The organism is Bacillus sp. FSL R5-0709 (genome assembly GCF_038004785.1).
Taxonomy (GTDB): domain Bacteria; phylum Bacillota; class Bacilli; order Bacillales; family Bacillaceae_G; genus Bacillus_A; species Bacillus_A mycoides.
In genome coordinates this window covers 3,066,300-3,087,495 of record NZ_JBBORT010000001.1, presented here as the reverse complement: position 1 = coordinate 3,087,495, position 21,196 = coordinate 3,066,300, and the positions used below count along the sequence as shown (strand labels likewise).

Below are 21,196 nucleotides of genomic sequence, written 5' to 3'. Positions count from 1 at the left end.
CAGTTTATAATGAAAAGTGGAAAGCGTGAAAAGGAGAGGGAAAGGGATGTCGATGCGTTTTACTTTTTGGATTATGGTTGGAATTGTAGCAATCTCAGGTTTGTCACAAGGGATGCTTTTACCTGCCATTGCAATGATTTTTGAACAAGAAGGGGTTAGTTCAAGTATTAACGGTATTCATGCGACGGCATTATATATTGGGATATTAGTTATTTCACCGTTTCTTGAAAAACCGATGCAAAAGTTTGGAATGAAGCCAATTATCGTTATTGGTGGGTTTCTCGTTATTATTTCATTATTCTTTTTTACACAAACTTTTTCATTTTGGGTATGGTTCGTTCTTAGATTTCTAGTTGGAGTCGGAGATCATATGCTTCATGTCGGAACACAAACATGGATTACGACAACATCAGACCCGAGTAAAATAGGTAGACAAGTATCGATATACGGTGTATTCTTCGGAATTGGTTTCGCAGTTGGCCCGTATTTAGCAAGCACTGTTCAGTACGGTCTTGCAACACCATTTATCGTATCTACTATACTTTGCTTAATAGGATGGCTTTTACTACTACCAACGAAAAATGCATTTCCAGCACAAGATGAGGCAAAAACTGAAAGTGAATCATCCTTTTCTCGTTATAAACAAGTCGTTGGATTAGCTTGGATTGCGCTAATTGGTCCGCTCGCATACGGCGTACTTGAAGCGATGTTAAATAGTAACTTACCAGTATACGCGCTTCGTAAAGGATGGTCTGTATCGGAAGTTTCCTTCTTATTACCAGCATTCGCAGTTGGAGGTATTATTACACAAATCCCGCTCGGTATATTAAGTGATAAATACGGAAGAGACCGTATTTTAACGTGGACGTTCAGTGTAAGTACGGGCATTTTCCTACTTGCAGCAGTATTTGATCAATATTACTGGATTGTCTTTGCATGTATGCTTATAGCAGGTATGGTCATTGGCTCGTGCTTCTCACTAGGGCTTGGATTTATGACAGATTTATTACCGAGACACTTACTACCAGCGGGTAATATATTATCCGGAATCGCCTTTAGTATAGGAAGTATTATGGGACCTGTATTAGGAGGCGTATTTATAGAAAAAATACAGTATACAAGCTTTTTTATTGCGGTTATGATTATAATGGGAATTCTCGCAATGGTATATATGGTCTACATGAAGAATCAATTCGCATCAAGAAAAATAGAAAGTAGGTTAGGGCATGACAAAACAACCTAATAAAAAGAAATTTGAAGTACTCGAAAACGAAACAATTACAGACTGCTTAGCGCGTATGGAACAAGAAGGATATGCACCGTCTCGTCGCATGGAAGAACCAATCTTTCATGAAGTGAAGAAAAACGGCAAAACAGAAGTTGAACCATGCGGTAGAAAAATTGTTTTTGAGGGGAAATTGAAGTAATCTCATAACAAATAGCCATCCAATTCATTTGAGTTGGATGGCTTGTTTTTTTACTGAACAATGAAAGGCTTAGCTAGAGATCTTTGTTAGTGAAGGTAGTATAGAGAGAAACTAACTACATGAAAATGTAAATTTAAGGATGATTAATGTATTGAATTTTAGGATTGGGACATCAGTTATAGAGCTGGATACCTATACATTTGAAGGAAAGAACAATTATACAAAAGTAGGATGTTTAAAAATATATTAATTTGTATGATAAAAACAAAACATATTTTAAAAAAATTAGAAAGGAGGGAGAAATATATAATGATACAAAGCATATATGAAACTCATTTACATGTCAGAAATTTAGAAAAGGCAATAGATTTCTATCAAAATAAGTTAGGTTTAGCATTAGCAAAAAGACTATCGAAAAGACGAGTTGCGTTCTTTTGGGTAGGAGAAAATAAAAAACAAATGCTCGGATTATGGGAAGTACATATAAATGAAGAATTTGAGACGAAACACTTCGCTTTTCGTGTAGATTTAGAGTTTTTAAATGCTTCAAAATTATGGTTAGAGAAGCGTGGAATAGAGGTAGTAGGGAGTCAAGGGAAAGGAAATCGAGAACCAATTGTCCAAAGGTGGATGCCAGCTGCAAGCGTATATTTTCTAGATTGTGATGGAAATAAATTAGAGTTTATTTCTATGTTATATGATGATCCAGATGAACTAGAATATGCAACGTATTTAAGTGAATGGAATGCGGAGCACTAAGAAAAATAAAGTGGAACTTTAATCAGTAGTAGTTTTACAGCTTTGTATTATGTTAAATAGATAGAAACAAAATAAAATCCCTCAAGAAAAGGCACGTTCTTGAAGGATTTTTTTATGCTTTATATATTTTATATTGCTTGTAACGTATTAATGATGTTCACTTTTAGATATTTCAGCGCGTTGAATATAACCATCAGAGAAGCTGAAATAAAGAGAATAGCTTCCTCGATTATATATAAAGCCTTCACTAGTCATATCCTCTCCAATTCCATCTGGCTCACCAAACCACTCTTTTAATTCATCGATAGTGATATCCATTTTTACCCATATATATCTAGCGTCCGAAGGGTACATATCAATATTATAATCTCCATATACCGCTGTAGTAGGTGCATCACATTCTGTACATGGTGCTTGCTTCCAAACATCAGGCACTCCAAATTCTTTTTTTACCTCAGATATATCTTTACCCAGTACATCTAATTTAAATGGACCAAACGTCCCATCCTGTAAAGCTGTTGCTAACATTTGTTTCAGTTCTTCTTTTGTATTGATGTTGAAATTATAAGATCTGTTCTTTGCTATTGCATTATAGAAAAATTGTGCATACTGCTCACGTTTCACAAGCATGTTGCCATTAAAATTACCAGACTCGTCACCTTGGGATATCCGGTTACTACGTAGCGTATTTACAGATTCATAGGCCCAATGACCTTTTGGTACATCTTTAAAGTTCTCTTGTCCTTTTGAGTTTAATTGAAATGCCTTTTGCAATACTACTGCCATCTCATACCGATTTAATGCGTCATCTGGACGAAATGCACCTGTTCCATCACCTGTCATAATTCCAGCTTGCGCAATGGCTTTGATATCCTTTTCAAACATATGATTTGTAATATCACTAAACATATTTCCCTGTTTATCATCTGCTATTAAACCTAAATGTCGATTGACTAAAGAAGCAACCTGTCCTCTAGTAATGTTGTCCCCAAAACCAAATTTTCCATTTCCATATCCCTTATAAATCCCTGCTGCTGCTAAGTAATCAATAGCAGTTTTTGACCAGTGGTCCTTTGGTACATCTGTAAATACAGTGTTCGCATTGCCAGCTACTTTATAGTTATTCGTAGTTGTTTGTGCGTTTGCTGTGCCTACCATCATTGTAGTTGCTAGTGCTGTGGTGATTACGAATCCCAAAATTTTTTTAGCTTTGCTTGTTTTCTTGCCCATTTGAGAAAGCCTCCCCAGTTTAATTTAACTTTATTAAATATACGTATTACACATATACATCTAATACAGCTAATACAGCTAAATGTACACATCGTAATTATAACATGTAAATGATGATCATTTGTAATTAATTCACTTAATGTGGATAAAATTCCAATAATCTATATAAAACTATAATTTTTAGATAATAAATATTCATTGCTATTTAATTGAAGAAAAATGCGAAACCTTTTTATAAAATATGGAAATGTTAAAACCCCTTTGATAGAATAGCAATATGCAAAAATAATTATTTATAAATTCTCAATGTAATGAATATTCATGTTTAAATATACGAATTTAACTACATAGTTATTGTAATAAAGGGGGAGAAAGATGTTAGATGAATTATATAATGCTTTTTTAAATGCATCGGGTTTTACAGAAAGCGCGAGGAAACGAGATCAGTATGATAAATTACATGATTATTTAAAAGATCAAGAAAGAGAGTTAAAACGATTCATTCAAGATGCTGAATCAGCGAGGAGAGATTATGAGAGTAAAAGTAATGGCTTAGAAGCTAATAAAATTCCGGCAGTTGAATTTGAACAAAAACGTCATGAAAAGGATGAAGAATTAAATACAGTACTATCCTATTTTAAAAGTGCATTAAGCGATGTTGGATCTGCGATAGGTACAGCTTATGCAAAGTATTTGGAATATAAAGCGAAAGCAGAAGCGGAGAAAGCGTCCGCATACAATGCAGCGACCAAGGCTTTTGAAGAAAAGAAAAAGGAAATTGAAAATCTTATCCATTAAACATATAAAGAATGGGGGAACCCACATGAGTGGTAAAGAGGTTGAAATTATAGGAAGTAACACTGCAAGTGCCATTTCTTACGCGCAAAATATTGAAAATGGTATGAAGGATTCTTTAAACGAAGCGAAAAACTTAAAAGCATACGTTACATGTGCGAACTGGAATGGAAAAACGAGAGATGCCTTTTTAAGTTATCTAGATTTAATCATTCAATATAACTCAGAAATGGTAGAGGCATTTGAAGGACATACGAAAGCTTTGAAAGAGTTAGATAAAAGTATTCAGACGTACGGAGATAGACCGGAAGTAAGGGCGATAAAACAGTTGTGATGGAGAAATGAGGGATAAAAGAATGGGAAAAGAAATGAATTTTGCACCTGCTGAATTATATGTTCTCGCAGGTGCAGCTGGGGTTACGGATATATTTGGATTGCCAAACCGTGACGTAATTATTTTACTTGATGAAGAATGTGTCACAAAAGCAACTACGAGTTTAAAAGAAAAAGGCTTACTTACAAGCGAAAATGGAATTACCCCTGCAGCTTTTCAAATTATTGAGCTATTAAAGGAATATGAAAATTGTCATGAATACACGAGAATTAATAATGTATTAATTGGTTTTTTGAAACATGATAAAGATCGAGTGGCTGTATTAACAGAAGTAGAGCTAAATAAAAAATACGAGATCGACTACATACCAAAGCCAGACGTATATTTTTCATTATTAACACGCATCCCTTTCTTGTTGAGAGAACCGAGGGAAATAGAAGATACATTTTTCTCAAAGAGAATGACAGAAACAGAACAACAAACATTTGAGGAAAAAGATTTATCAAATAAAGACGTTATAGCGATGGAAACGTATACGAGGCCTCGGAGTAATAGAGGAGGAAAATGGGAATGTTTCTTATATTTCACTGAAGGAGAAGATTTCGTTCAAATAGATGTAGATCGTAATCGATATGACTGGGTGAGCCTCTATGCGGTTAATAAGAAATTGTATGACGTGTTAAAAATGCCGTATAAAAAATTAATTGACCCGAGACAATTCTCGTTAGGAGGTATTGAATAATGCAAGTATCAATGGGAGATGGCGGTTCTAGTGGTGGAGAAGAAGTATTAGTTAATTTTCAAGAACTACTTGATATAGTAATGAAGTTAGAAAACATATATACAATCCATGTAGACGTCATTGGAACGAATATTGAGAGTTTACTAAGCTGTGATTTTTATCAAAAAGGTGAAGCGATGAGAGTAATTGAAAAATATCCTGATATATTACATAAAACACTTGAATTGGCTGAACACTATTCTAGATCGGCGAAAGTTGTAGGAAATGTATGCGTGGAAATGCTTGAAAAGGACGAACAATTACGTGAAAGATTAAGTAAGTTGTAGAAATCACCATACGGCTGGGGGATGAAAACGAAATGGATGTGAAATATAGACCTGAACCATGGCAAGACATGGGAGATGGTATGAATCGAATTACAAAAGATGCTCTCATGAAATTACGGGACGCAAATGAATTATTAAAAAGAATTGATGGAAGAATACGAGATTCAGATTCGGATGGTAGTATACATTTTAACCCAAAAGATCAATCGCAAAAAATCGGAGAATTACTTGATAGCTATTCGACATTACAAAAATATTGCGGAGAAGCAGGGCGAGTAGTCTCTGAACATATAGATAAACCTTTTTTAGTAGAAATGGATAAATTCGCTCAAAAAATGAGAGATACATCTATTCTCAGTTTCGAAACAAATAACCGAATTGGCTCTACAACAACGACAGTATTACCAGATGCGCACGCAGGGTACGGAAGTATACCACAAACAATACAGACGAAAAAAGATAAAATAACAGTAGAAGATATTTTTAAAGATTCACCTGCATTTGATAACGTACTGAGAGGGGAATACAAAGAACTAAAAAAACAAAATCCAGATGCAAAGCTAGATTATGAAGAATACAAGAAAGTAGTCCCATCCACACGAGGATTTGAATACAAATCGATAGAAGATGAACAGAAAAAACTAGAAATGATACGTGACATAGCAATAGGCGGAGGAATCATCATCGCAACAATCCTTTGCCCACCACTCGGGGCCGCTGCCGCAGTAGTATACGGCGCTGTACAAATAAAAAGCGGTATTGACGGAGAAGACTGGGGAACACACAGGAAATTGAGCCAAGAAGAGCGGGTAGGAAACATCATTTTTGGCGGATTAGATGCAATCCCAGTTGTTGGAGCGGTAGGAAAAGGAGTAAAAGCATTCAAAGGCACGAATGAATTAGCTGATTTAGCGAAATTATTAAAATTCAAAGAAGGAATCCCTGGTTTCAATCCAAATTTGGGTAAAAATGTGGTACAATCATTGCGTGATAATAAAGCTATTATGCTTGACCGTTTGAAACTAACGAGCCTTAAAATGGAAAAATCCGGAAATGAAAAGATGTATCAACTTGGCGAAAAAATAGCCAAAAGCATAGATGATAGGACAGCCAAATCGGCAAGTTTTGAAGTTGACGGAAATGGCTTACTAATATCTAAACAAGGTGGTGCAGATTTCCAAAGCTGGGTGAATAAGCATCATACAGAAAGTAATAAGATTATAGATGATAAGATTAAGGGTGTAGAGGCTTCTCTTGCTAGTAAGGATACGGGTAAAATTGATTATGATGAATTGAAAGTACGGCTTAAAGAACGTTATAAAAGATTTGTGGATGATAAGAGACAAAATATACCACAAACAAGTACTGAATTGCTTCCAAATGAGTTGAATCACGGAAAGTTTGGAAGATTGCCGAATGTAAAAGGAGACGATATAACAGGTCACCATATGCCGTCTAATAAATATATGCAAGAAGAGTTTGAGATTAAAACTAAAGATAGTTATGCGATGTTCTTAGAGCATCCTCATCCAGGACAAGGTGGAAGGCATAGGAGAACTTTTACATATGGATTGAGTCAAAGAACAAGGTCAGAGGATTTTGATTTATATATGTCTTTGAAGCCACGTGATTCTCTAGCGTTTGATATTAATGATTTAAGGCGAATTATGAAAGAAGATGGATTATATAACAAAGAAAATAAAGAGAAGCTTAAAGAATATATTGATTACTATAAAAAATATGAGCATAATGATTTGAAGATATTTGACAAGCCAAAGTAACAGTCGATAGAAAGGAAGGAGAGCACAATGGAATTTAAAGAGGATATTTCTATTTTATACAAAATGCGTTTTCTAGAGAATGAAGGAGATAATATTGAGGAGTTTGAAAATATTCTCAACGAATTATCACATAGAGGAACAAATAATATAATCCCTTATCTTTGTACGATTTTTGAGGATGATATTGCTGAGCCATCAGCTGGTGATTACCTTATTGAAACGATATTTTATATTGTTGAACATTCCGGAGTGGAGGAAGGACTATACAAATTAGCTATTAGTATTCCTAAAATGTTACCTCATGCAGAATTCTGGGCGGAAAGAATTCATCGGACACTTTTAAATTCCAAAGGTTTAGTAGTATCTTATATTAATGCATTAGAAAATATAAATAGCTCAACAAAACAAATAATTAAGGGAATTCTTCTTGAGATAAAAGAGGATGATCCAGATTTATATTTAAAAAAAGTTAATTCAATCTTAGAGAAATTAAACTAAAATAAAAAAGAGTTTGAAGAGATAATAGATATTTAAAATAATAATTGAGATAATAGGTGATATTATGGTGGAATTACCAAAGATTATTTTGGGAGTACCTGGATTTTGGGGAAATAGGAATGAATTTAAAGAGGCTATGGCTAGAAATGGTAATGGTTATATATATATGGGAAACCATATTGGAAACCTTGAAAATCCAGAAGAATTTTTTGAAGTAGACATGAGTAATTACAATCATTATGTGGCTGAAGCTTTTGAAATAGCAGGAAATGGATCATTTAGTAAAGAAGATATAAACAATCTGAAAAAACATAAAAGTATTGTTTATATTATTGGTGAAGGCGGTTCTTTAGATAAGGCGATAAAAATCATGGAGGTTGCTAGTGCCGTATTACATGCAGGTGGAACTGCGGTAAATGTTGAATCTTCTGGAAGAGCTCGTACAAAGAATGATTGGTTGGACATAACAAGTAGTAAAGAAATTACAAGAGTATTTACTGCGTTTATCCAAATGTCTCGTGAAAATAATACTTTTTACACTACTGGGATGAAAAGTTTTGGTTATCCTGATGTTATAACAACATCTGAAGGTCTAACTGGGACTGAAGTTGAGAAATTGTTTAAAGTATTTTGTTTATATAATCTTATAGAAAAACCAAACATTAATGATGGAGAAACATTTAGTTTAGACCCAAAATCTCCTGTCTATTCATTAAAACAAGAAAACTGTACAATGTTTGAGGGCGATGATCCATTTTATAATCCATATGGGGTGTGGAACTTAGTTCGTCATCATCGACCTGAAAATGAATGATGTTATTTTATTGAAGAGTTTACTGAGGGGCTAATATTTTTATCTTAATCAGTTCCCAAATCCTCAAGAATTTTAATGACTTTAAATACTTTTAATGTGCTTATGATAGTAAGCAGTACATTTAGATTGGATGCAGTGAACAAAGTTACTATTATTCAGTTTATGTTTACAAAAGAGAATACCTAAACTCGTATTTTGGACAGAACTCAAAAAGTTAAACAGATATTTGAAGAAGTTAATGAGGAATGACCCTTGTATTGTGTGGGGGTCATTCCTTTTAATTTTATCTTCGGTTATTTGGAACTTACAAAATTAATGCTACTTAAAAATAGATGAAACTTAAAGCGCTTGATTGTCGACTAAAGGCAACGAGTACTTTTTATTTTGAGATTACAACATAGGGTACGGGTGAAACTACAGTAAAAAGACAAACTCCAAATCAAAGAAAATCGGAGGTTATTCAAAATAATTTTGTTAAAATTACATCTCGTACTAATATTTATAACCCAAAAGATATTCCTAGTGTAAGAGACGGTGAGTTTATTAGGTGGTTTGACAATATAACTTTAGATGAATTAGAGATAGCGTGGGCTAATCCTGAAGTTAAAAAAGTAATTTCTTCAAGATTGAGATCGCCTGGGAAATTACATGAATGGTTAATGATTGCAAGAGCACCTACTTTTAAAAGATGGGGGATAAGTGCTAAACAAATCCAAGAATTGAGAACACCAACAAAAGATGTTGAGTTTATTAATCCACCAGGGAAACATCATCGTGCGCCGGGTTCTAAGCGAGCGCATAATGAAATATTAGAGATAATAGACACATCACTTGACTATGATACATTTGTAAGAAGGTTACAGATGTGGTCTCATTATAGATACAAGGGTGGAGTAGAAGGATTACCAGGTACTCTAAAAAAATGAGGAGTGATAATATGGAATATAGTGGAATGGCTTCAGTGTGGTTTGGAGTTTCTAAATCGTTTGAAAATCTTGAGGAGTATGTGGATATAGAATATACGGAAGATGGAGATTCAATAGACTCAAAGTTTGGAACAAACTTTGAATTTGGTTATTATGATGAAGATAACATTGAAATTTGTTTTTATGAAAATCCTAAAAATAATGTAGACGATATTTTAAATGATTTTTCTTATAGCGAACTAATTATCCCAAAAATAAAAGAGTTAATAAATGGCGATAAATTAGCATACAGTATTAATTCTGTTATTGTACTCTATGATTTTCAATACAATGAAGCGAAAAGTGGAGATGAATCCGAAAATATAGAAATTAAATTTATTGGTACTGTACCATACAAATAGCTCGTACAAGTTCGTTAGTTTAAACGTACTATTTGTCATGAAATACAAAAGATTTCATATTCTGAGTATCAAAATTGTACATACAAACTTAAAGTGACTAGTGACTTAAAAACTTAGAAAACATGTGAACTTAAAGCACTTGATTGTCAACTAAAGGAAACAAGTGCTTTTTATTTTAAGGTAGACAAGAAAAGAGAATGAAAACGAATTTGTTTTTGATGTGGATAGAAAAAATATATGGTGTTTGAAAGTAAGTACTCCACGATGGTTGTACCATCATGGAGTACTGTGTGCAATGAGAGAATAGAAAACGAAGTACGAGCTTAGGCGATATGACATTTTACTAGGCGATGAATATAATCACATGGAATGTATATTAAACTAAGAACTCGTACAAGCTCGTCAATTTTAACTTAGTAGTTGTCATGGCATGTAAAAGGTGTCGTACTGTTAATACAAAACTTACAGATCTTATAAATCTTACAAATTTATGCTACTTAAAAACATATGAACTGAAAGCACTTGATTGTCGACTAAAGGCAACAAGTGTTTTTTAATAGATAGGTATGCTTTGAGTGTATAAAAATTATTTTTATGAATTAGGGCTAACAGAAATTACTAGTATTATATAATTGAAAATACATTAGTAAAAGGTTTAAATAATAGCTTTCTCCTTCATTAGAGGTGAAGAAGTATTACTTGATGGAAGCGTACGTAGATACGGTGGAACGAACTTCAGTGAAAGCGTAAAAGAAGCTCATGATGCCTCAAAGGCGAGTATTCAGAGTAGGATCTCGAATTTGGAGAGTGGTGGGGTTAAGGGTACGGGTGAAAATCCAGAAATAGTGAAATTTACAGAGGAACAATTATCTACTAAACCCTTATATTCTAGAGATCCTGAAAAATGGCAGAAAAAAGGTGGGAAAATCGAAATTAGTGAGGAAGGAATATGGACTTATATTGATTGGGAGATTCCTCCAAATCGAGTTTCTTATCCTGGAGGTTTTCCCGACTTTAAATCTGCTGGGTTGGTAAGACAAGAAGTTCCGATAGGTGAATTTAATAGATATGACATTGATTTTGCTAAGGCTGATGAATTAGTTCCAAATGGACCAAAATTAGATGAAAACACATGGCACCATCATCAAGATTTAGCAACAATGCAAGAAGTTAGTAAAGAGATGCACAGAAGATTTCGACATATGGGTGGAATGTCATTAGCTAAGAAGTTAAAAGATTAAATAGGAGTGAAATAAATGAATTTAAATGCTTTTGGTAAAGCAACTGAAGAATCAATTGAAGAATTAGAAGAGTTTTTAGGATTTTTACTTCCGGAAGATTATAAAAATTTTTTAAGTGAATACAACGGAGGGACTTCGAAAGTTAGGTATAGTAAATTTTTTGTTAAAGAATTAAATCAGGAAATCCCTTTAGATGTTTTGTATGGTATAGGTGTAAAAAAAACTTTTGATTTAAGTGAATGCTATGAAGAGTTTGAAGAAGATATGTTACCGACCAGTTTAATCATAGGAGATGATCCGAGTTCAGGGTTAATTGTACTTATTACAGATACTGAAAACCATGGTGTATATTATTGGGATCACTCTTTTTATTTTCCACAGTCTAGTGAAGAAGAAAATACGTATAAAATAGCTGATAGCTTTAAGGATTTTATTAATGGATTGAAGAATCCTTAATTACCAACTTTTATATGTTGTAATTAATAATTTAAGATATTAAGCAAATATACGAAATGGATTACAGTAACTTTATAAATGCTAAAACTATACTTTATACATGAGAATGCTAAAAAATGTGGTGCTTGGTTAAAGATAACAATCATATATGTAGATGAATAGAAAAGAAAGTGTATTTGCAGTGGAAAAAAAAGAGTAGGCTATTAAAAAGTGCATACTTCAAAACACATGGAATGCATATTAAACTAACGAACTGATAGAAACTCGTAAGTTTTAACGTAGTAGTTGTCATGACATATAAAAGGTGTCCTACTGTTATTATAAAACTGACAAATTTAATGTTACTTAAAAACAGATAAACTTAAAGCCACTTGATTGTCAACTAAAAGCAACAAGTGCTTTTTTACGTTTTAGCGTAGAAATTTAATAGGAAACTATAATTTTATTATGTAAACTTTTTCTGTTTTTTTTACATAGTGTATACAACTAACGGGGAGATAAATGTTCACTATTACCTTCATACCTGTTATAAAAAATTCTACAATAGAAGACAGAACGTATATTTGGTATAATCAAAACATACTATATGAAATGATGTACATGAGTTTGAAATTCATGTAATAAGGTAAGTACTACATAACAATAACTAATATTTAAAGTTCTCGTACCTATAGGATTCAGTTCATGTTATACAAATCAGTTGTTAGAAAGGAAAAGATGTAATGAATCAAATTTCATTTGAAGATTTATTTGAAGAAGAAAAAGAGAAAGTGGAGGTAGCTGAGATCCCAGCACCTTTATCGCCCTTGCAAAAAGATATTTTGGGATTATTTAATTCTGAAGAAATAAGTGCACTTGAGCTATGCGAACAATTAATACGATCTGGTAAAATATCAGATGAAAGATTTACAACGAATAAGCCTAAAGCCTTTGGACAAGTATGCTTAATATTAGAAGGGTTTGTTACAGAAGGAAAGCTTACTTTTATCAAAAATGATGAGAAAAGAGATAGGGTATATAAATTGAATGAAGAAATTTTTAACATATAAGCTGTCCAGAATTAAATGAATGTTTTCTACGGAGCTAGTTCAGTAACCAAAGTAAAAAGGGGTATCAATCAAGAAAGATTGATACCCCTTTTTGTTTTTTTACATCTTACATATTTACGTTTGAAACCGAGTCTTTCTCTATCAAGTTCTAAATGCATATTTTCGTAAGCATTTAGAAAACTGCTTTTTTCTTGTTACGTTTTACTTCAACTATACCAACTTCTTTTGCAGTCTCGACTGCCTTTTCATGTAGTGGCGCATATGAAATCCGCACAGTGTTTAGAAGATTATTCATAGCGGATTTTGTTCGTTCTGGAGAATCCTGAATCGTATTTTTCACAATTTTATAGTTTTGTAAAAAAAGTATATTAAAAAATGCACTAATAAATTATTCTCCTTTTATTTAGGCTGTTTTCGTATAGATTGTTGCTCTCTATCAACGAGTAAAAAAAGGGATATTCCACATACAACACGTTAATAACTTTCATCGCCGCTTGAAAAGATGGATGGAACGATTTCAAGGCGTTTGTACGTATTATTTGGATAGTCACCTCTACTGATATCGTTGGCTTGAGTTACATAAAAACTTAGCATTTGAAAATTGGATAGAGCAAATACTTATTTCAGCTTGCCAAAAATCTAAATATTTCACAGTTGAAGCATTAAGAAAAGATAAAAAGCATCATTAATCAGATGCTTTTTAGGTAGATTCAGTGGTTTATTGTTATTTAACTAATGGAGTAGTTTAGTTGAATAAGAAAAAAAGAGTAATGCGTATTTGACTTAAAATGCGATACAAAAATGAACTGTACAAGGATGACAATTCATTTAATAGGTAGGTATTATTTCACATTCTTTAGAGGGGAAATTACCTTGTTATAAAAAAATCTTTCCCATTTAGCTAACAAACCGTTCCCATTTTCACTACGTTGAATTTCAATTTCGTGTTTTTTATGAAATTCTGCTATTTGTTTATTATGCTCTTTGTGCAATTGATGGAGAGCTACTTGTTTCATTATTATCCCTCCTTTCGATTAACCATAATTATATATCCTGGGTTGATTATAGCAAAGTATTCTACACGTTTTGTAGATTAAATCTGCCTTTTAGTTTTAGCAGTAACAATCTTTGAGAAAACAGCCTTTATTTATGATGATCGTCGTAAGGTCATTGCCCAGAATAAAAGAGCGCAAGCACTAACGGATGCACCTAATATACAAACTCCGTTCCATCCGTAGCTTGCATAAATGTTTGTGGAAAGAATTGCACCTGTTGCACTGCCGATAGAATAAAAAATCATGTAACTGGCAGTGAGGCGACTTCTCGCTTCTGGACGCACTGTGAAAAGTATACTTTGATTGGTGACATGTACAGCTTGCACAGCTAAATCTAAAAGGATAACACCGATAACTAGTAGGAATAGAGAATGGTTCATTAATTTAATTAGGAGCCATGAAAGTAATAATAAGGATAAGGCTATGCCAGTAGTTCTCTCTCCGAATCCGCGATCAGCAAGTTGTCCGGCTTTAGTGACAGCTAATGCACCAGCAACTCCAGCAAGACCAAATGCTCCGATAGCTGTATGTGATAGATTATATGGTGCAACACTTAGAGGTAAAACTAATGAAGTCCATAAAATACTGAATGAAGTAAAAATAAGCAATGCTAATATTCCGCGAATACGTAAGATCCTTTCTTCTACAAATAATAAGAGAACAGAACGTAATAATTTACGATAGGTCATAGCTGTTTTTTTATGTTCAAGACTAGGTAAATTACGATATAACAAACCAATTACGAAGAGCATAAGTACAGCAGAGGTAAGATAAACGGAACGCCATCCCGCTAGATCTGTTAATGTTCCGGCAAATGTACGTGCAAGTAGAATTCCTATTACGACACCACTCGTGACGAAACCTACTATTCGCCCACGGTCTTTTGGGTTAGCTAAAATGGATGCGTATGCGACGAGTGTCTGCGTAACAGTCGCAAGAATTCCGACTAAGGCCATACCTATAAAAAGTACGGTACTTGAAGGAGCGACTCCGACCACAATTAAAGCGAAAACGGATAAAAGCATTTGAACAATGATAAGTCTTTTTTGGTTTAACAAATCACCAAGTGGAACTAATAAAAGTAATCCGAGTGCATAACAAACTTGAGTAATCGTAATAACGACACCAATAGTTGAATGGTTGATCTTAAACGCATTTGATAAAGAATCAAGTAGAGGATGAGCGAAGTATATATTCGCCACAGCCATCCCGCAAGCTATTGAAAATAATAGAGTTATATAGCGGGGCATGATTGTATTGATAGGTGATTGGAACTGATCATTATTCTGTGTAAGAGCAGCTGTCATTTTTTCTTTAGTATCCATAATATCATCTCCTTTTGTTATTAAAATAATGTACCGAACGGTATGTTATTTCGTAAGTCAAATATAATCAGGGATAAGTTGCTATGTCAAGTGAATTGTAAATTAAATTCAGTTTCTTTTGACATATCATTTATAATTTAATACGATATATAATATACTGATTAGTACATAAAAACGTGATTTATAATTTAGAAAACAGGTGAAAAAAGAGGAGGGGTTAAATGGCTCGACTACGTGAATTTGATAAAGAAAAAGCTTTGGATGCTGCTATGCAACTTTTTTGGGAGAAAGGATACGCTGCTACTTCATTAAGTGATCTAACTGCTAAAATGGAAATACAAAGACCGAGTTTATATGCGGCATTTGGTGATAAAGAAGGGCTATTTGAAGCTGCATTACGGAGATACACGAATTTACACGCAGCTAGCATTCGAACAAAACTTCAAAAAGAAAGATCTGTCAAAGAGGCTATTCGTACATTTTTTGAAAATATGGTGGAAGAGGAATATAAAAAAGAATCAAATAAAGGCTGTTTTTGTATTAACACAATGGTTGAGATTGCCCCTCATAATGAAAAATTTGAAGTGCTGACTAGAGAACATCAAATGTATCTTTCAGTTATATTTCAAGAATTAATCGCCAAAGGTATTCAGTCTGGAGAACTGCAAAGTGATGTAAATGCTAAAGCATTGGCACAAACGCTAGTCACTTCATTAATTGGATTAACGGTGTTAATGAAATCTCGCCCAGAACGTTCAGTTGTAGATAATTCGGTATGTATCATATTATCGTTACTAAAATAAATGTAACAGAATCGTATTTCAATCAACTATGTCGAGTATAGACACTTTTATTTATAAACTTTTAACTTTAAGCACTGAATTGTCTACGAAGGCAACAAGTGCTTTTTATTTTCGTGTAAATATGAGCAGGTGAATCATAATGGTTGTCTGCAATATATGAAGATTGTTGGAGACATTTGTAATTAGACATCAGATAAGAGGGGAATGAAAACACTATATAAGCCCCTTCGAAGTCCCTTATAAGCACCTACCAAGTAATAAATCACTAAGAAAAAACAAAACAAAAACAACTACAAGAACAAAACAAGCGCGAAAAAATAAAACCGGCGTAGTAGTAGTAAAAAAATTTGGAACTCGAATGCCAAAACCGTTACCTCATTCCTATATTTATATTGAAGGATTGGAATTTTCCTTTTTACTAGTAAAGGGCGGGAGGAAAACTGATGGCGGTGTACCGTAATGTGCAGGTGAACTTTTGGCAAGATGAATTCATATTAGATTTAACGCCAGAAGAGCGTTATTTTTACATATATTTGTTAACTGGTACGAAAACGAAGCAATGTGGTATTTACATATTACCGAAGCGTTTGGCAGAGCTTGAAACTGGTTACAGTATGGAGACTGTTGAGAAGTTATTGAACCGGTTTGTGGAATACGGGAAGATTTTATATGATGCGGAAACGAAAGAGTTATTCATTATAAATTGGTTACACTATAATCCTATTTTTAATACGAACATAGAGAAATGTGTATTTCGTGAGCTGAAAATGGTGAAAAGTAAAGAGTTCCTACATAAGTTTTTACGTAAATGTCTTGAAGAAGAATGCAAGATTCCATTATTACTTCAGTATTTTGGTATGCCGGAGGAAGAGGTTAGTAGTAATTCACAACAAGCAATTATTCAAGAGAAGGAAGAGAAGGAAGAGGTAGAAAGAGTAGAGGATGCCACTCCGCATAGTGAAGTTTATAAATTTTACGAACAAAACATTAGTAGTCTATCTCCATATATCGCGAAGGAATTAAAGGAATGGATGCAAAGAGTTTCAGGAGATAAAGTACTAGAGGCACTTAAAATTGCGTTTGAAAATAATAAGGGGACACTTGCTTATGTGAAGGGGATTTTGAGGAATTGGTGTAAGAAAGGACGAGTAAGCTTTAATAAAGGAAAGGAAATAGTGCGTAAGAGAGAAGTATTCAGTTTGTATGATCCATAGCATGAGCAAGTAATGATTTCTTCTTTTCTAAAAGGTTCTTTCACAATAGAAGCGAATAGATTGAGAGAGGAGGGATTGTATGGAAGTCGTCATAAAAAAGAAACGAAATAGGGGAAAAAGAATTTTTATTTGGTCTAGTAGTATCGTTCTTTTTTTGTTTATTTGCGCTATGATTTTTTTGAACATATATACGCTGAGATCTATGCCAAAGATAGATGGAACGATAAAGCTAGAGGATATACAACATGCTGTTACGGTGAAGCGGGATGGTAAAGGTGTACCGCATATTAAAGCAGAAAATGCGCATGATTTATATTTCTCGCAAGGGTATGTACAAGCGCAAGATCGTTTGTTCCAAATGGATTTAAGTAGAAGGCAAGCTTCTGGAATGTTAAGTGAAGTTGTTGGAGAAGCAGCTGTTGATCGAGATAAGTTGTTTCGAACGCTCGGTTTACGGCGAGCAGCAAAAGCGTCTGTTAGTCAATATGACGGAGAAGCGAAATATGCCCTGCAGTCATTTGCTGATGGAGTGAATGCTTTTATACGTGAGGCAAAAGAGGAAAAGAGATTGCCGGTTGAGTTTACTTTATTAGGCTATGAGCCTGCTGAATGGTCAATCGTGGATTCTTTGACGATTGGAAAGTATATGGCGTTTGATTTAGGAGGACATTGGCACGGACAGGCGTTTCGATATTGGGCGCTGAAAAATCTTTCGAAAGAGCAAGCAAATGAGTTATTTCCTACATATCCGAAAGATGCACCTAGATTGCTAGCTGAATTGAAAAATACAAATGTGGACGTAGCACAAAGTTTTTCAAAGACAGTTATTCCACCAGAGTTTAACGGTAGTAATAACTGGGTTGTGAGTGGTGAAAAGAGTGTATCTGGTAAGCCGATTTTAGCGGATGATCCTCATTTATCTCTTGCGACACCTTCCATATGGTATCAATCGAAACTTGAAATGAAAGACTTACATGTGAGTGGCGTTATTTTCGCGGGAGTGCCAGGTGTTATATTAGGCCACAATGACAAAATAGCATGGGGCGTTACGAATACAGGTCCTGATGTGCAAGATTTATATATTGAAAAGAGAAATCCTACTAATGAAAATGAATTTCTGTATAACGATAAATGGGAAAAAGCTACAGTTGTTGATGAATCTATTAAAGTAAAAGGCGGGAAAACAATTCCGTATAACGTGACGGTTACGAGGCATGGTCCAGTCATTTCAGAGTTTGCAGATAAAGGGAAAGAGAAAACGAAAACAGTATTCGCTTTGAAATGGACTGCTTTAGAGCCATCAGCTGAATTAAAGGCTGTATTAAATATGAATAAAGCGAAAGACTGGAATGAGTTTGAAACTGCTCTTCAAGATTTTCATACACCAACTCAAAACTTTGTGTTTGCATCAAATGACGGAACCATTGCTTACAAAGCGAATGGAAATATACCAATACGTAAAAAAGGTGATGGTAGTTTGCCAGTGCCAGGATGGACAGATGAATATGAATGGGAAGGGTATATTCCGTTTGATCAGCTACCGAAAGTAATAAATCCAAAACAAGGGTTTATTTCAACTGCAAATAATAAAATTGTTGATGATAATTATCCGTACCATATTAGTAATACGTGGGCGCAACCGTACAGGCAAATGCGTATTCAAGAGTTTTTGCAAGAGAAGGAAAAGTATACGGTGAAAGATTTAGAAGAGTTACAGATGGATCAAAAAAATTTATATGGGAAAGAATTTGCTCCTATATTTTTAAAAGAGTTAAATAAAGCATCTTTAAATGAAGTAGAGAAAGAAGGCGTAAAACAATTAACAAAGTGGAATTTTTACGATAGTAAAGATGAAGCGGCACCATTAATATTCCATTTGTTAATGAAAGAGATTTCGAATACTTTATTTTCAAAAGAAATACCGAAAGATGTGATGGAGTTATTTGAAGGGAAGTCACAAGTTGTTGATGAATTGATTCGAAAAGAAGTAGCAGGAGAAAATAGCGCTTGGTTTACGAAGTACGGAGGGTTCACGAAAGTTGTGCATACATCGTACGAGAATGTAATGAAAAAATTACAGAAGGAATATGGGCCCGATGTTGCGGAGTGGAAGTGGGGCGATTACCATCAACTTGCTTTTACACATCCAATTTCGAGATCATCTAGTATGTTAGCATTACTTGCATTTAATCGTGAGAAACCAGTTCCAATTGGTGGAAGCCAAGTTACCGTTCAAGCTGCGAGTTATGGAGATAACGGTATTGTAAATCACGGAGCTTCTTGGCGATTCGTGATTGATACTAAAGATATGTCAAACGGTTATCATATCGTAGGGCCAGGACAATCAGGAAACTTTAGAAGCGATTGGTATCATGATCAAATAGATGATTGGGTAAATGGTGAGTATCATACGACTACACTTAATACAGATGGGATAGAAGGGAAAGTGTTAACTTTACAGCCGCGATAATGTTAGAAGAGACTCTTACTTTAAGTAGGGGTCTCTTTTTTTATTTACCTTACTATTTTTAGGGGGATTATATGGATACCACTTTTATTAATGGAAATGTATTTAATTTTTTCTGGAATATATGTGAAATATTGTATAAAATAATCAAGAAAGCCAAAAATTATGGGGGAAAGTTATGAAAAAAAATAAGAGTTTAATAAGTTTTTTAGGAGTGTGTATCATGTTGTTTTCTTTTTGTTTCCAGGGAAATATACAGGCGGATGTAAATACTGTTCAATCTGGAAAAATAAAATCAGGAAACGTAACGGTATGGGAAGTAGGCAATGTAGCGAAAGTGTTAGCAGATGTAGAGCGCTTGAATTTAAATACGGTGAATGTACCTATTCAAGTAGATATTCCGGATGTGAATTCGGCTAATATGGTAATTAATCAGGCGCAAAAGAAACAAGCTATTATTTTAATTCAAGAATTATTAAAGCGTAATATACAAGTTATATTGGAGCCGTTTCCGTTTATTCAGCAAGGAAATATTGGAGAAACAGAGTGGAACCCTAGTAATATTAACGATTTCTTCTGGAATTGGAAAACGGTTGTTTTACAAGATATTTTTAATTCCATTACAAGTAAGTACAATATTTATGGGCTGAAAATCGCTTCTAATTTCGTTAATATGGAATATGCAGAAGGATATTGGAATGATACGATTAATTTTGTTCGCCAGCAGTATAAAGGAAATGTTTTGTATCAAATGAACTGGTGGTTAACTGCAAGTTGGGATCCTTCTTTTGAGGCGAAATTTAAAGAGAAAATAAATCGCCCGTATTTAAAAAAGGTGGACATCGTAAGTATTGATAGTTGGTTTGAAGTTTCAGGAAAAAGAAATCCATCATACGAAGAAGTAAAACAAAGCTTATTTGCGACGACAGTATACAATCGGGGCCAAAATGTTGTTCAGCAACTTGAGACATTACATAAAACAACTGGAAAGCCAGTTTATTTTGGTGGATTTAATGTGCCAGCACGTGAACTTGGACTACAAAGCCCGTGGAACCCAGATATTACGAATGTGTTTTCAAAAGATGTACAACTTAACGGGTGGCGTGCTTACCGAGATGTATTAGAAGCGAAGCCATATTTTAAAGGTTTTTCAATTTGGTTTATCGGATCTAATGATAGTAATCATTCATATCAAATACATAGTAAAGAAGCAGAGACAGTTATTAATGGCTGGTATCGAAAATAAATTTTATAAAATAGGTAAGTTTTAGAATCCATTACATATATTTTAGTGAAAGGCCTTTCACCATCTTATCACCTAGGGGGCAATCATAATGAAATTTTTGTCATACCTTACAGTAATTTTGGTGATTCTTGGCGGTTTGAATTGGTTGTTTGTGGCGTTAGATTATAATGTAGTTGAGAAATGGTTTGGTTCTATGCCGGCGCTTGTGGATACTATTTATTGGCTCTTTGGTCTTTCAGCTATTTATCAAATTTTCGATCGGTTCTTTACGAGTAAGTAGCTATTATACTTAATTACTAGAGTGTTA

General features: G+C 34.0%; 23 protein-coding genes and 3 pseudogenes. 22 read left to right on the top strand and 4 right to left on the bottom strand.

Features of this window, described 5'->3' with window-relative positions:
• Positions 1 to 46: 46 nt before the first annotated feature.
• The 3 genes from MKX37_RS15725 (at position 47) to MKX37_RS15715 (ending at position 2,186) form a co-directional block, all read left to right on the top strand.
• Positions 47 to 1,243: an MFS transporter gene (locus tag MKX37_RS15725; protein ID WP_002128162.1), complete on the top strand. Its 1,197-nt coding sequence runs from the start codon at positions 47 to 49 to the stop codon at positions 1,241 to 1,243.
• Positions 1,227 to 1,427, top strand: a complete 201-nt coding sequence (locus MKX37_RS15720) for an NETI motif-containing protein (RefSeq protein WP_000166305.1) — start codon at positions 1,227 to 1,229, stop codon at positions 1,425 to 1,427. Before MKX37_RS15725 ends, MKX37_RS15720 begins: the two co-directional genes overlap by 17 nt.
• 309 nt (positions 1,428 to 1,736) lie before the next feature.
• Entirely contained in the window at positions 1,737 to 2,186 is a 450-nt protein-coding gene (locus tag MKX37_RS15715) for a VOC family protein (protein ID WP_002185408.1), read from the top strand.
• A 147-nt stretch (positions 2,187 to 2,333) separates the two neighbouring features.
• Here MKX37_RS15715 and MKX37_RS15710 read toward each other — a convergent pair whose 3' ends face one another.
• On the bottom strand, positions 2,334 to 3,416 hold the full coding sequence (locus MKX37_RS15710; protein WP_033730817.1) for an S-layer homology domain-containing protein: 1,083 nt from the start codon (positions 3,414 to 3,416) through the stop codon (positions 2,334 to 2,336).
• 375 nt (positions 3,417 to 3,791) lie between these two features.
• Here MKX37_RS15710 and MKX37_RS15705 point away from each other — a divergent pair, with 375 nt between their 5' ends.
• The 13 genes and pseudogenes from MKX37_RS15705 to MKX37_RS15650 all read left to right on the top strand — a co-directional run bounded on the left by MKX37_RS15705 (position 3,792) and on the right by MKX37_RS15650 (position 12,779).
• Positions 3,792 to 4,214, top strand: coding sequence for a hypothetical protein (locus MKX37_RS15705; RefSeq protein ID WP_002137256.1), 423 nt, complete (start codon positions 3,792 to 3,794; stop codon positions 4,212 to 4,214).
• 25 nt (positions 4,215 to 4,239) lie between these two features.
• Positions 4,240 to 4,545 (top strand): WXG100 family type VII secretion target, encoded by a 306-nt coding sequence (locus MKX37_RS15700; protein ID WP_016091772.1) that lies wholly within the window; start codon positions 4,240 to 4,242, stop codon positions 4,543 to 4,545.
• 22 nt (positions 4,546 to 4,567) lie between these two features.
• A complete protein-coding gene (locus MKX37_RS15695) occupies positions 4,568 to 5,287 on the top strand; it encodes a DUF5081 family protein (RefSeq protein WP_033730816.1) in 720 nt (239 codons plus the stop codon).
• Positions 5,287 to 5,613, top strand: a complete 327-nt coding sequence (locus tag MKX37_RS15690; RefSeq protein WP_002013799.1) for a hypothetical protein — start codon at positions 5,287 to 5,289, stop codon at positions 5,611 to 5,613. Before MKX37_RS15695 ends, MKX37_RS15690 begins: the two co-directional genes overlap by 1 nt.
• A gap of 32 nt (positions 5,614 to 5,645) precedes the next feature.
• Positions 5,646 to 7,394 carry a hypothetical protein gene (locus MKX37_RS15685; protein WP_241765086.1) on the top strand — a complete coding sequence of 583 codons (1,749 nt, stop codon included), beginning with the start codon at positions 5,646 to 5,648 and terminating at the stop codon, positions 7,392 to 7,394.
• A gap of 27 nt (positions 7,395 to 7,421) precedes the next feature.
• Complete coding sequence (locus tag MKX37_RS15680) at positions 7,422 to 7,892, top strand: Imm30 family immunity protein (protein WP_033730815.1); 471 nt, start codon at positions 7,422 to 7,424, stop codon at positions 7,890 to 7,892.
• A gap of 67 nt (positions 7,893 to 7,959) precedes the next feature.
• On the top strand, positions 7,960 to 8,706 hold the full coding sequence (locus MKX37_RS15675; RefSeq protein ID WP_033730814.1) for a DUF4261 domain-containing protein: 747 nt from the start codon (positions 7,960 to 7,962) through the stop codon (positions 8,704 to 8,706).
• A 659-nt stretch (positions 8,707 to 9,365) separates the two neighbouring features.
• Positions 9,366 to 9,632 (top strand): hypothetical protein, encoded by a 267-nt coding sequence (locus MKX37_RS15670; protein WP_098306338.1) that lies wholly within the window; start codon positions 9,366 to 9,368, stop codon positions 9,630 to 9,632.
• An 11-nt stretch (positions 9,633 to 9,643) separates the two neighbouring features.
• Positions 9,644 to 10,033, top strand: coding sequence for an immunity 22 family protein (locus MKX37_RS15665; RefSeq protein WP_033730812.1), 390 nt, complete (start codon positions 9,644 to 9,646; stop codon positions 10,031 to 10,033).
• Between the two features lie 659 nt (positions 10,034 to 10,692).
• Positions 10,693 to 10,806 (top strand): annotated as a pseudogene (locus tag MKX37_RS27475) (hypothetical protein); the annotation flags it as partial.
• Positions 10,807 to 10,833: 27 nt separating this feature from the next.
• Positions 10,834 to 11,274, top strand: a complete 441-nt coding sequence (locus MKX37_RS15660) for an HNH endonuclease (protein WP_241765085.1) — start codon at positions 10,834 to 10,836, stop codon at positions 11,272 to 11,274.
• A gap of 15 nt (positions 11,275 to 11,289) precedes the next feature.
• A complete protein-coding gene (locus tag MKX37_RS15655) occupies positions 11,290 to 11,730 on the top strand; it encodes an SMI1/KNR4 family protein (protein ID WP_033730810.1) in 441 nt (146 codons plus the stop codon).
• A gap of 722 nt (positions 11,731 to 12,452) precedes the next feature.
• Positions 12,453 to 12,779 (top strand): DUF3895 domain-containing protein, encoded by a 327-nt coding sequence (locus MKX37_RS15650; RefSeq protein WP_002013774.1) that lies wholly within the window; start codon positions 12,453 to 12,455, stop codon positions 12,777 to 12,779.
• A 68-nt stretch (positions 12,780 to 12,847) separates the two neighbouring features.
• Here MKX37_RS15650 and MKX37_RS15645 read toward each other — a convergent pair.
• Positions 12,848 to 13,125 (bottom strand): annotated as a pseudogene (locus tag MKX37_RS15645) (hypothetical protein); the annotation flags it as partial.
• 91 nt (positions 13,126 to 13,216) lie between these two features.
• Between MKX37_RS15645 and MKX37_RS15640 the strand changes: the two are divergent.
• Positions 13,217 to 13,468: pseudogene (locus tag MKX37_RS15640) on the top strand (IS1595 family transposase); the annotation flags it as partial.
• A 153-nt stretch (positions 13,469 to 13,621) separates the two neighbouring features.
• On the opposite strand, the gene MKX37_RS15635 reads toward MKX37_RS15640, so the two are convergent.
• Positions 13,622 to 13,795, bottom strand: a complete 174-nt coding sequence (locus tag MKX37_RS15635) for a hypothetical protein (protein WP_176126849.1) — start codon at positions 13,793 to 13,795, stop codon at positions 13,622 to 13,624.
• A gap of 131 nt (positions 13,796 to 13,926) precedes the next feature.
• The gene (locus MKX37_RS15630) at positions 13,927 to 15,159 is read right to left on the bottom strand and encodes an MFS transporter (RefSeq protein ID WP_078422370.1); all 1,233 of its coding nucleotides are present in this window, start codon (positions 15,157 to 15,159) and stop codon (positions 13,927 to 13,929) included.
• A gap of 221 nt (positions 15,160 to 15,380) precedes the next feature.
• Here MKX37_RS15630 and MKX37_RS15625 point away from each other — a divergent pair, with 221 nt between their 5' ends.
• From MKX37_RS15625 to MKX37_RS15605, 5 genes are all read left to right on the top strand, one after another.
• Positions 15,381 to 15,962, top strand: a complete 582-nt coding sequence (locus MKX37_RS15625) for a TetR/AcrR family transcriptional regulator (protein ID WP_002128128.1) — start codon at positions 15,381 to 15,383, stop codon at positions 15,960 to 15,962.
• A 443-nt stretch (positions 15,963 to 16,405) separates the two neighbouring features.
• The gene (locus MKX37_RS15620) at positions 16,406 to 17,176 is read left to right on the top strand and encodes a DnaD domain-containing protein (RefSeq protein WP_078422369.1); all 771 of its coding nucleotides are present in this window, start codon (positions 16,406 to 16,408) and stop codon (positions 17,174 to 17,176) included.
• Positions 17,177 to 17,255: 79 nt separating this feature from the next.
• Positions 17,256 to 19,646, top strand: a complete 2,391-nt coding sequence (locus tag MKX37_RS15615) for a penicillin acylase family protein (protein ID WP_002185424.1) — start codon at positions 17,256 to 17,258, stop codon at positions 19,644 to 19,646.
• Between the two features lie 175 nt (positions 19,647 to 19,821).
• Positions 19,822 to 20,889: a glycoside hydrolase family 113 gene (locus MKX37_RS15610; protein WP_002165418.1), complete on the top strand. Its 1,068-nt coding sequence runs from the start codon at positions 19,822 to 19,824 to the stop codon at positions 20,887 to 20,889.
• An 88-nt stretch (positions 20,890 to 20,977) separates the two neighbouring features.
• Positions 20,978 to 21,169 (top strand): DUF378 domain-containing protein, encoded by a 192-nt coding sequence (locus MKX37_RS15605; protein WP_002084566.1) that lies wholly within the window; start codon positions 20,978 to 20,980, stop codon positions 21,167 to 21,169.
• Positions 21,170 to 21,196: the final 27 nt, after the last annotated feature.

Bases quoted from the DNA above. Each gene is read 5' to 3' on its own strand.
- MKX37_RS15725 (WP_002128162.1), top strand. From the start codon at position 47: ATGTCGATGCGTTTTACTTTTTGGATTATGGTTGGAATTGTAGCAATC.
- MKX37_RS15720 (WP_000166305.1), top strand. From the start codon at position 1,227: ATGACAAAACAACCTAATAAAAAGAAATTTGAAGTACTCGAAAACGAA.
- MKX37_RS15715 (WP_002185408.1), top strand. From the start codon at position 1,737: ATGATACAAAGCATATATGAAACTCATTTACATGTCAGAAATTTAGAA.
- MKX37_RS15710 (WP_033730817.1), bottom strand. From the start codon at position 3,416: ATGGGCAAGAAAACAAGCAAAGCTAAAAAAATTTTGGGATTCGTAATC.
- MKX37_RS15705 (WP_002137256.1), top strand. From the start codon at position 3,792: ATGTTAGATGAATTATATAATGCTTTTTTAAATGCATCGGGTTTTACA.
- MKX37_RS15700 (WP_016091772.1), top strand. From the start codon at position 4,240: ATGAGTGGTAAAGAGGTTGAAATTATAGGAAGTAACACTGCAAGTGCC.
- MKX37_RS15695 (WP_033730816.1), top strand. From the start codon at position 4,568: ATGGGAAAAGAAATGAATTTTGCACCTGCTGAATTATATGTTCTCGCA.
- MKX37_RS15690 (WP_002013799.1), top strand. From the start codon at position 5,287: ATGCAAGTATCAATGGGAGATGGCGGTTCTAGTGGTGGAGAAGAAGTA.
- MKX37_RS15685 (WP_241765086.1), top strand. From the start codon at position 5,646: ATGGATGTGAAATATAGACCTGAACCATGGCAAGACATGGGAGATGGT.
- MKX37_RS15680 (WP_033730815.1), top strand. From the start codon at position 7,422: ATGGAATTTAAAGAGGATATTTCTATTTTATACAAAATGCGTTTTCTA.
- MKX37_RS15670 (WP_098306338.1), top strand. From the start codon at position 9,366: ATGATTGCAAGAGCACCTACTTTTAAAAGATGGGGGATAAGTGCTAAA.
- MKX37_RS15665 (WP_033730812.1), top strand. From the start codon at position 9,644: ATGGAATATAGTGGAATGGCTTCAGTGTGGTTTGGAGTTTCTAAATCG.
- MKX37_RS15655 (WP_033730810.1), top strand. From the start codon at position 11,290: ATGAATTTAAATGCTTTTGGTAAAGCAACTGAAGAATCAATTGAAGAA.
- MKX37_RS15650 (WP_002013774.1), top strand. From the start codon at position 12,453: ATGAATCAAATTTCATTTGAAGATTTATTTGAAGAAGAAAAAGAGAAA.
- MKX37_RS15635 (WP_176126849.1), bottom strand. From the start codon at position 13,795: ATGAAACAAGTAGCTCTCCATCAATTGCACAAAGAGCATAATAAACAA.
- MKX37_RS15630 (WP_078422370.1), bottom strand. From the start codon at position 15,159: ATGGATACTAAAGAAAAAATGACAGCTGCTCTTACACAGAATAATGAT.
- MKX37_RS15625 (WP_002128128.1), top strand. From the start codon at position 15,381: ATGGCTCGACTACGTGAATTTGATAAAGAAAAAGCTTTGGATGCTGCT.
- MKX37_RS15620 (WP_078422369.1), top strand. From the start codon at position 16,406: ATGGCGGTGTACCGTAATGTGCAGGTGAACTTTTGGCAAGATGAATTC.
- MKX37_RS15615 (WP_002185424.1), top strand. From the start codon at position 17,256: ATGGAAGTCGTCATAAAAAAGAAACGAAATAGGGGAAAAAGAATTTTT.
- MKX37_RS15610 (WP_002165418.1), top strand. From the start codon at position 19,822: ATGAAAAAAAATAAGAGTTTAATAAGTTTTTTAGGAGTGTGTATCATG.
- MKX37_RS15605 (WP_002084566.1), top strand. From the start codon at position 20,978: ATGAAATTTTTGTCATACCTTACAGTAATTTTGGTGATTCTTGGCGGT.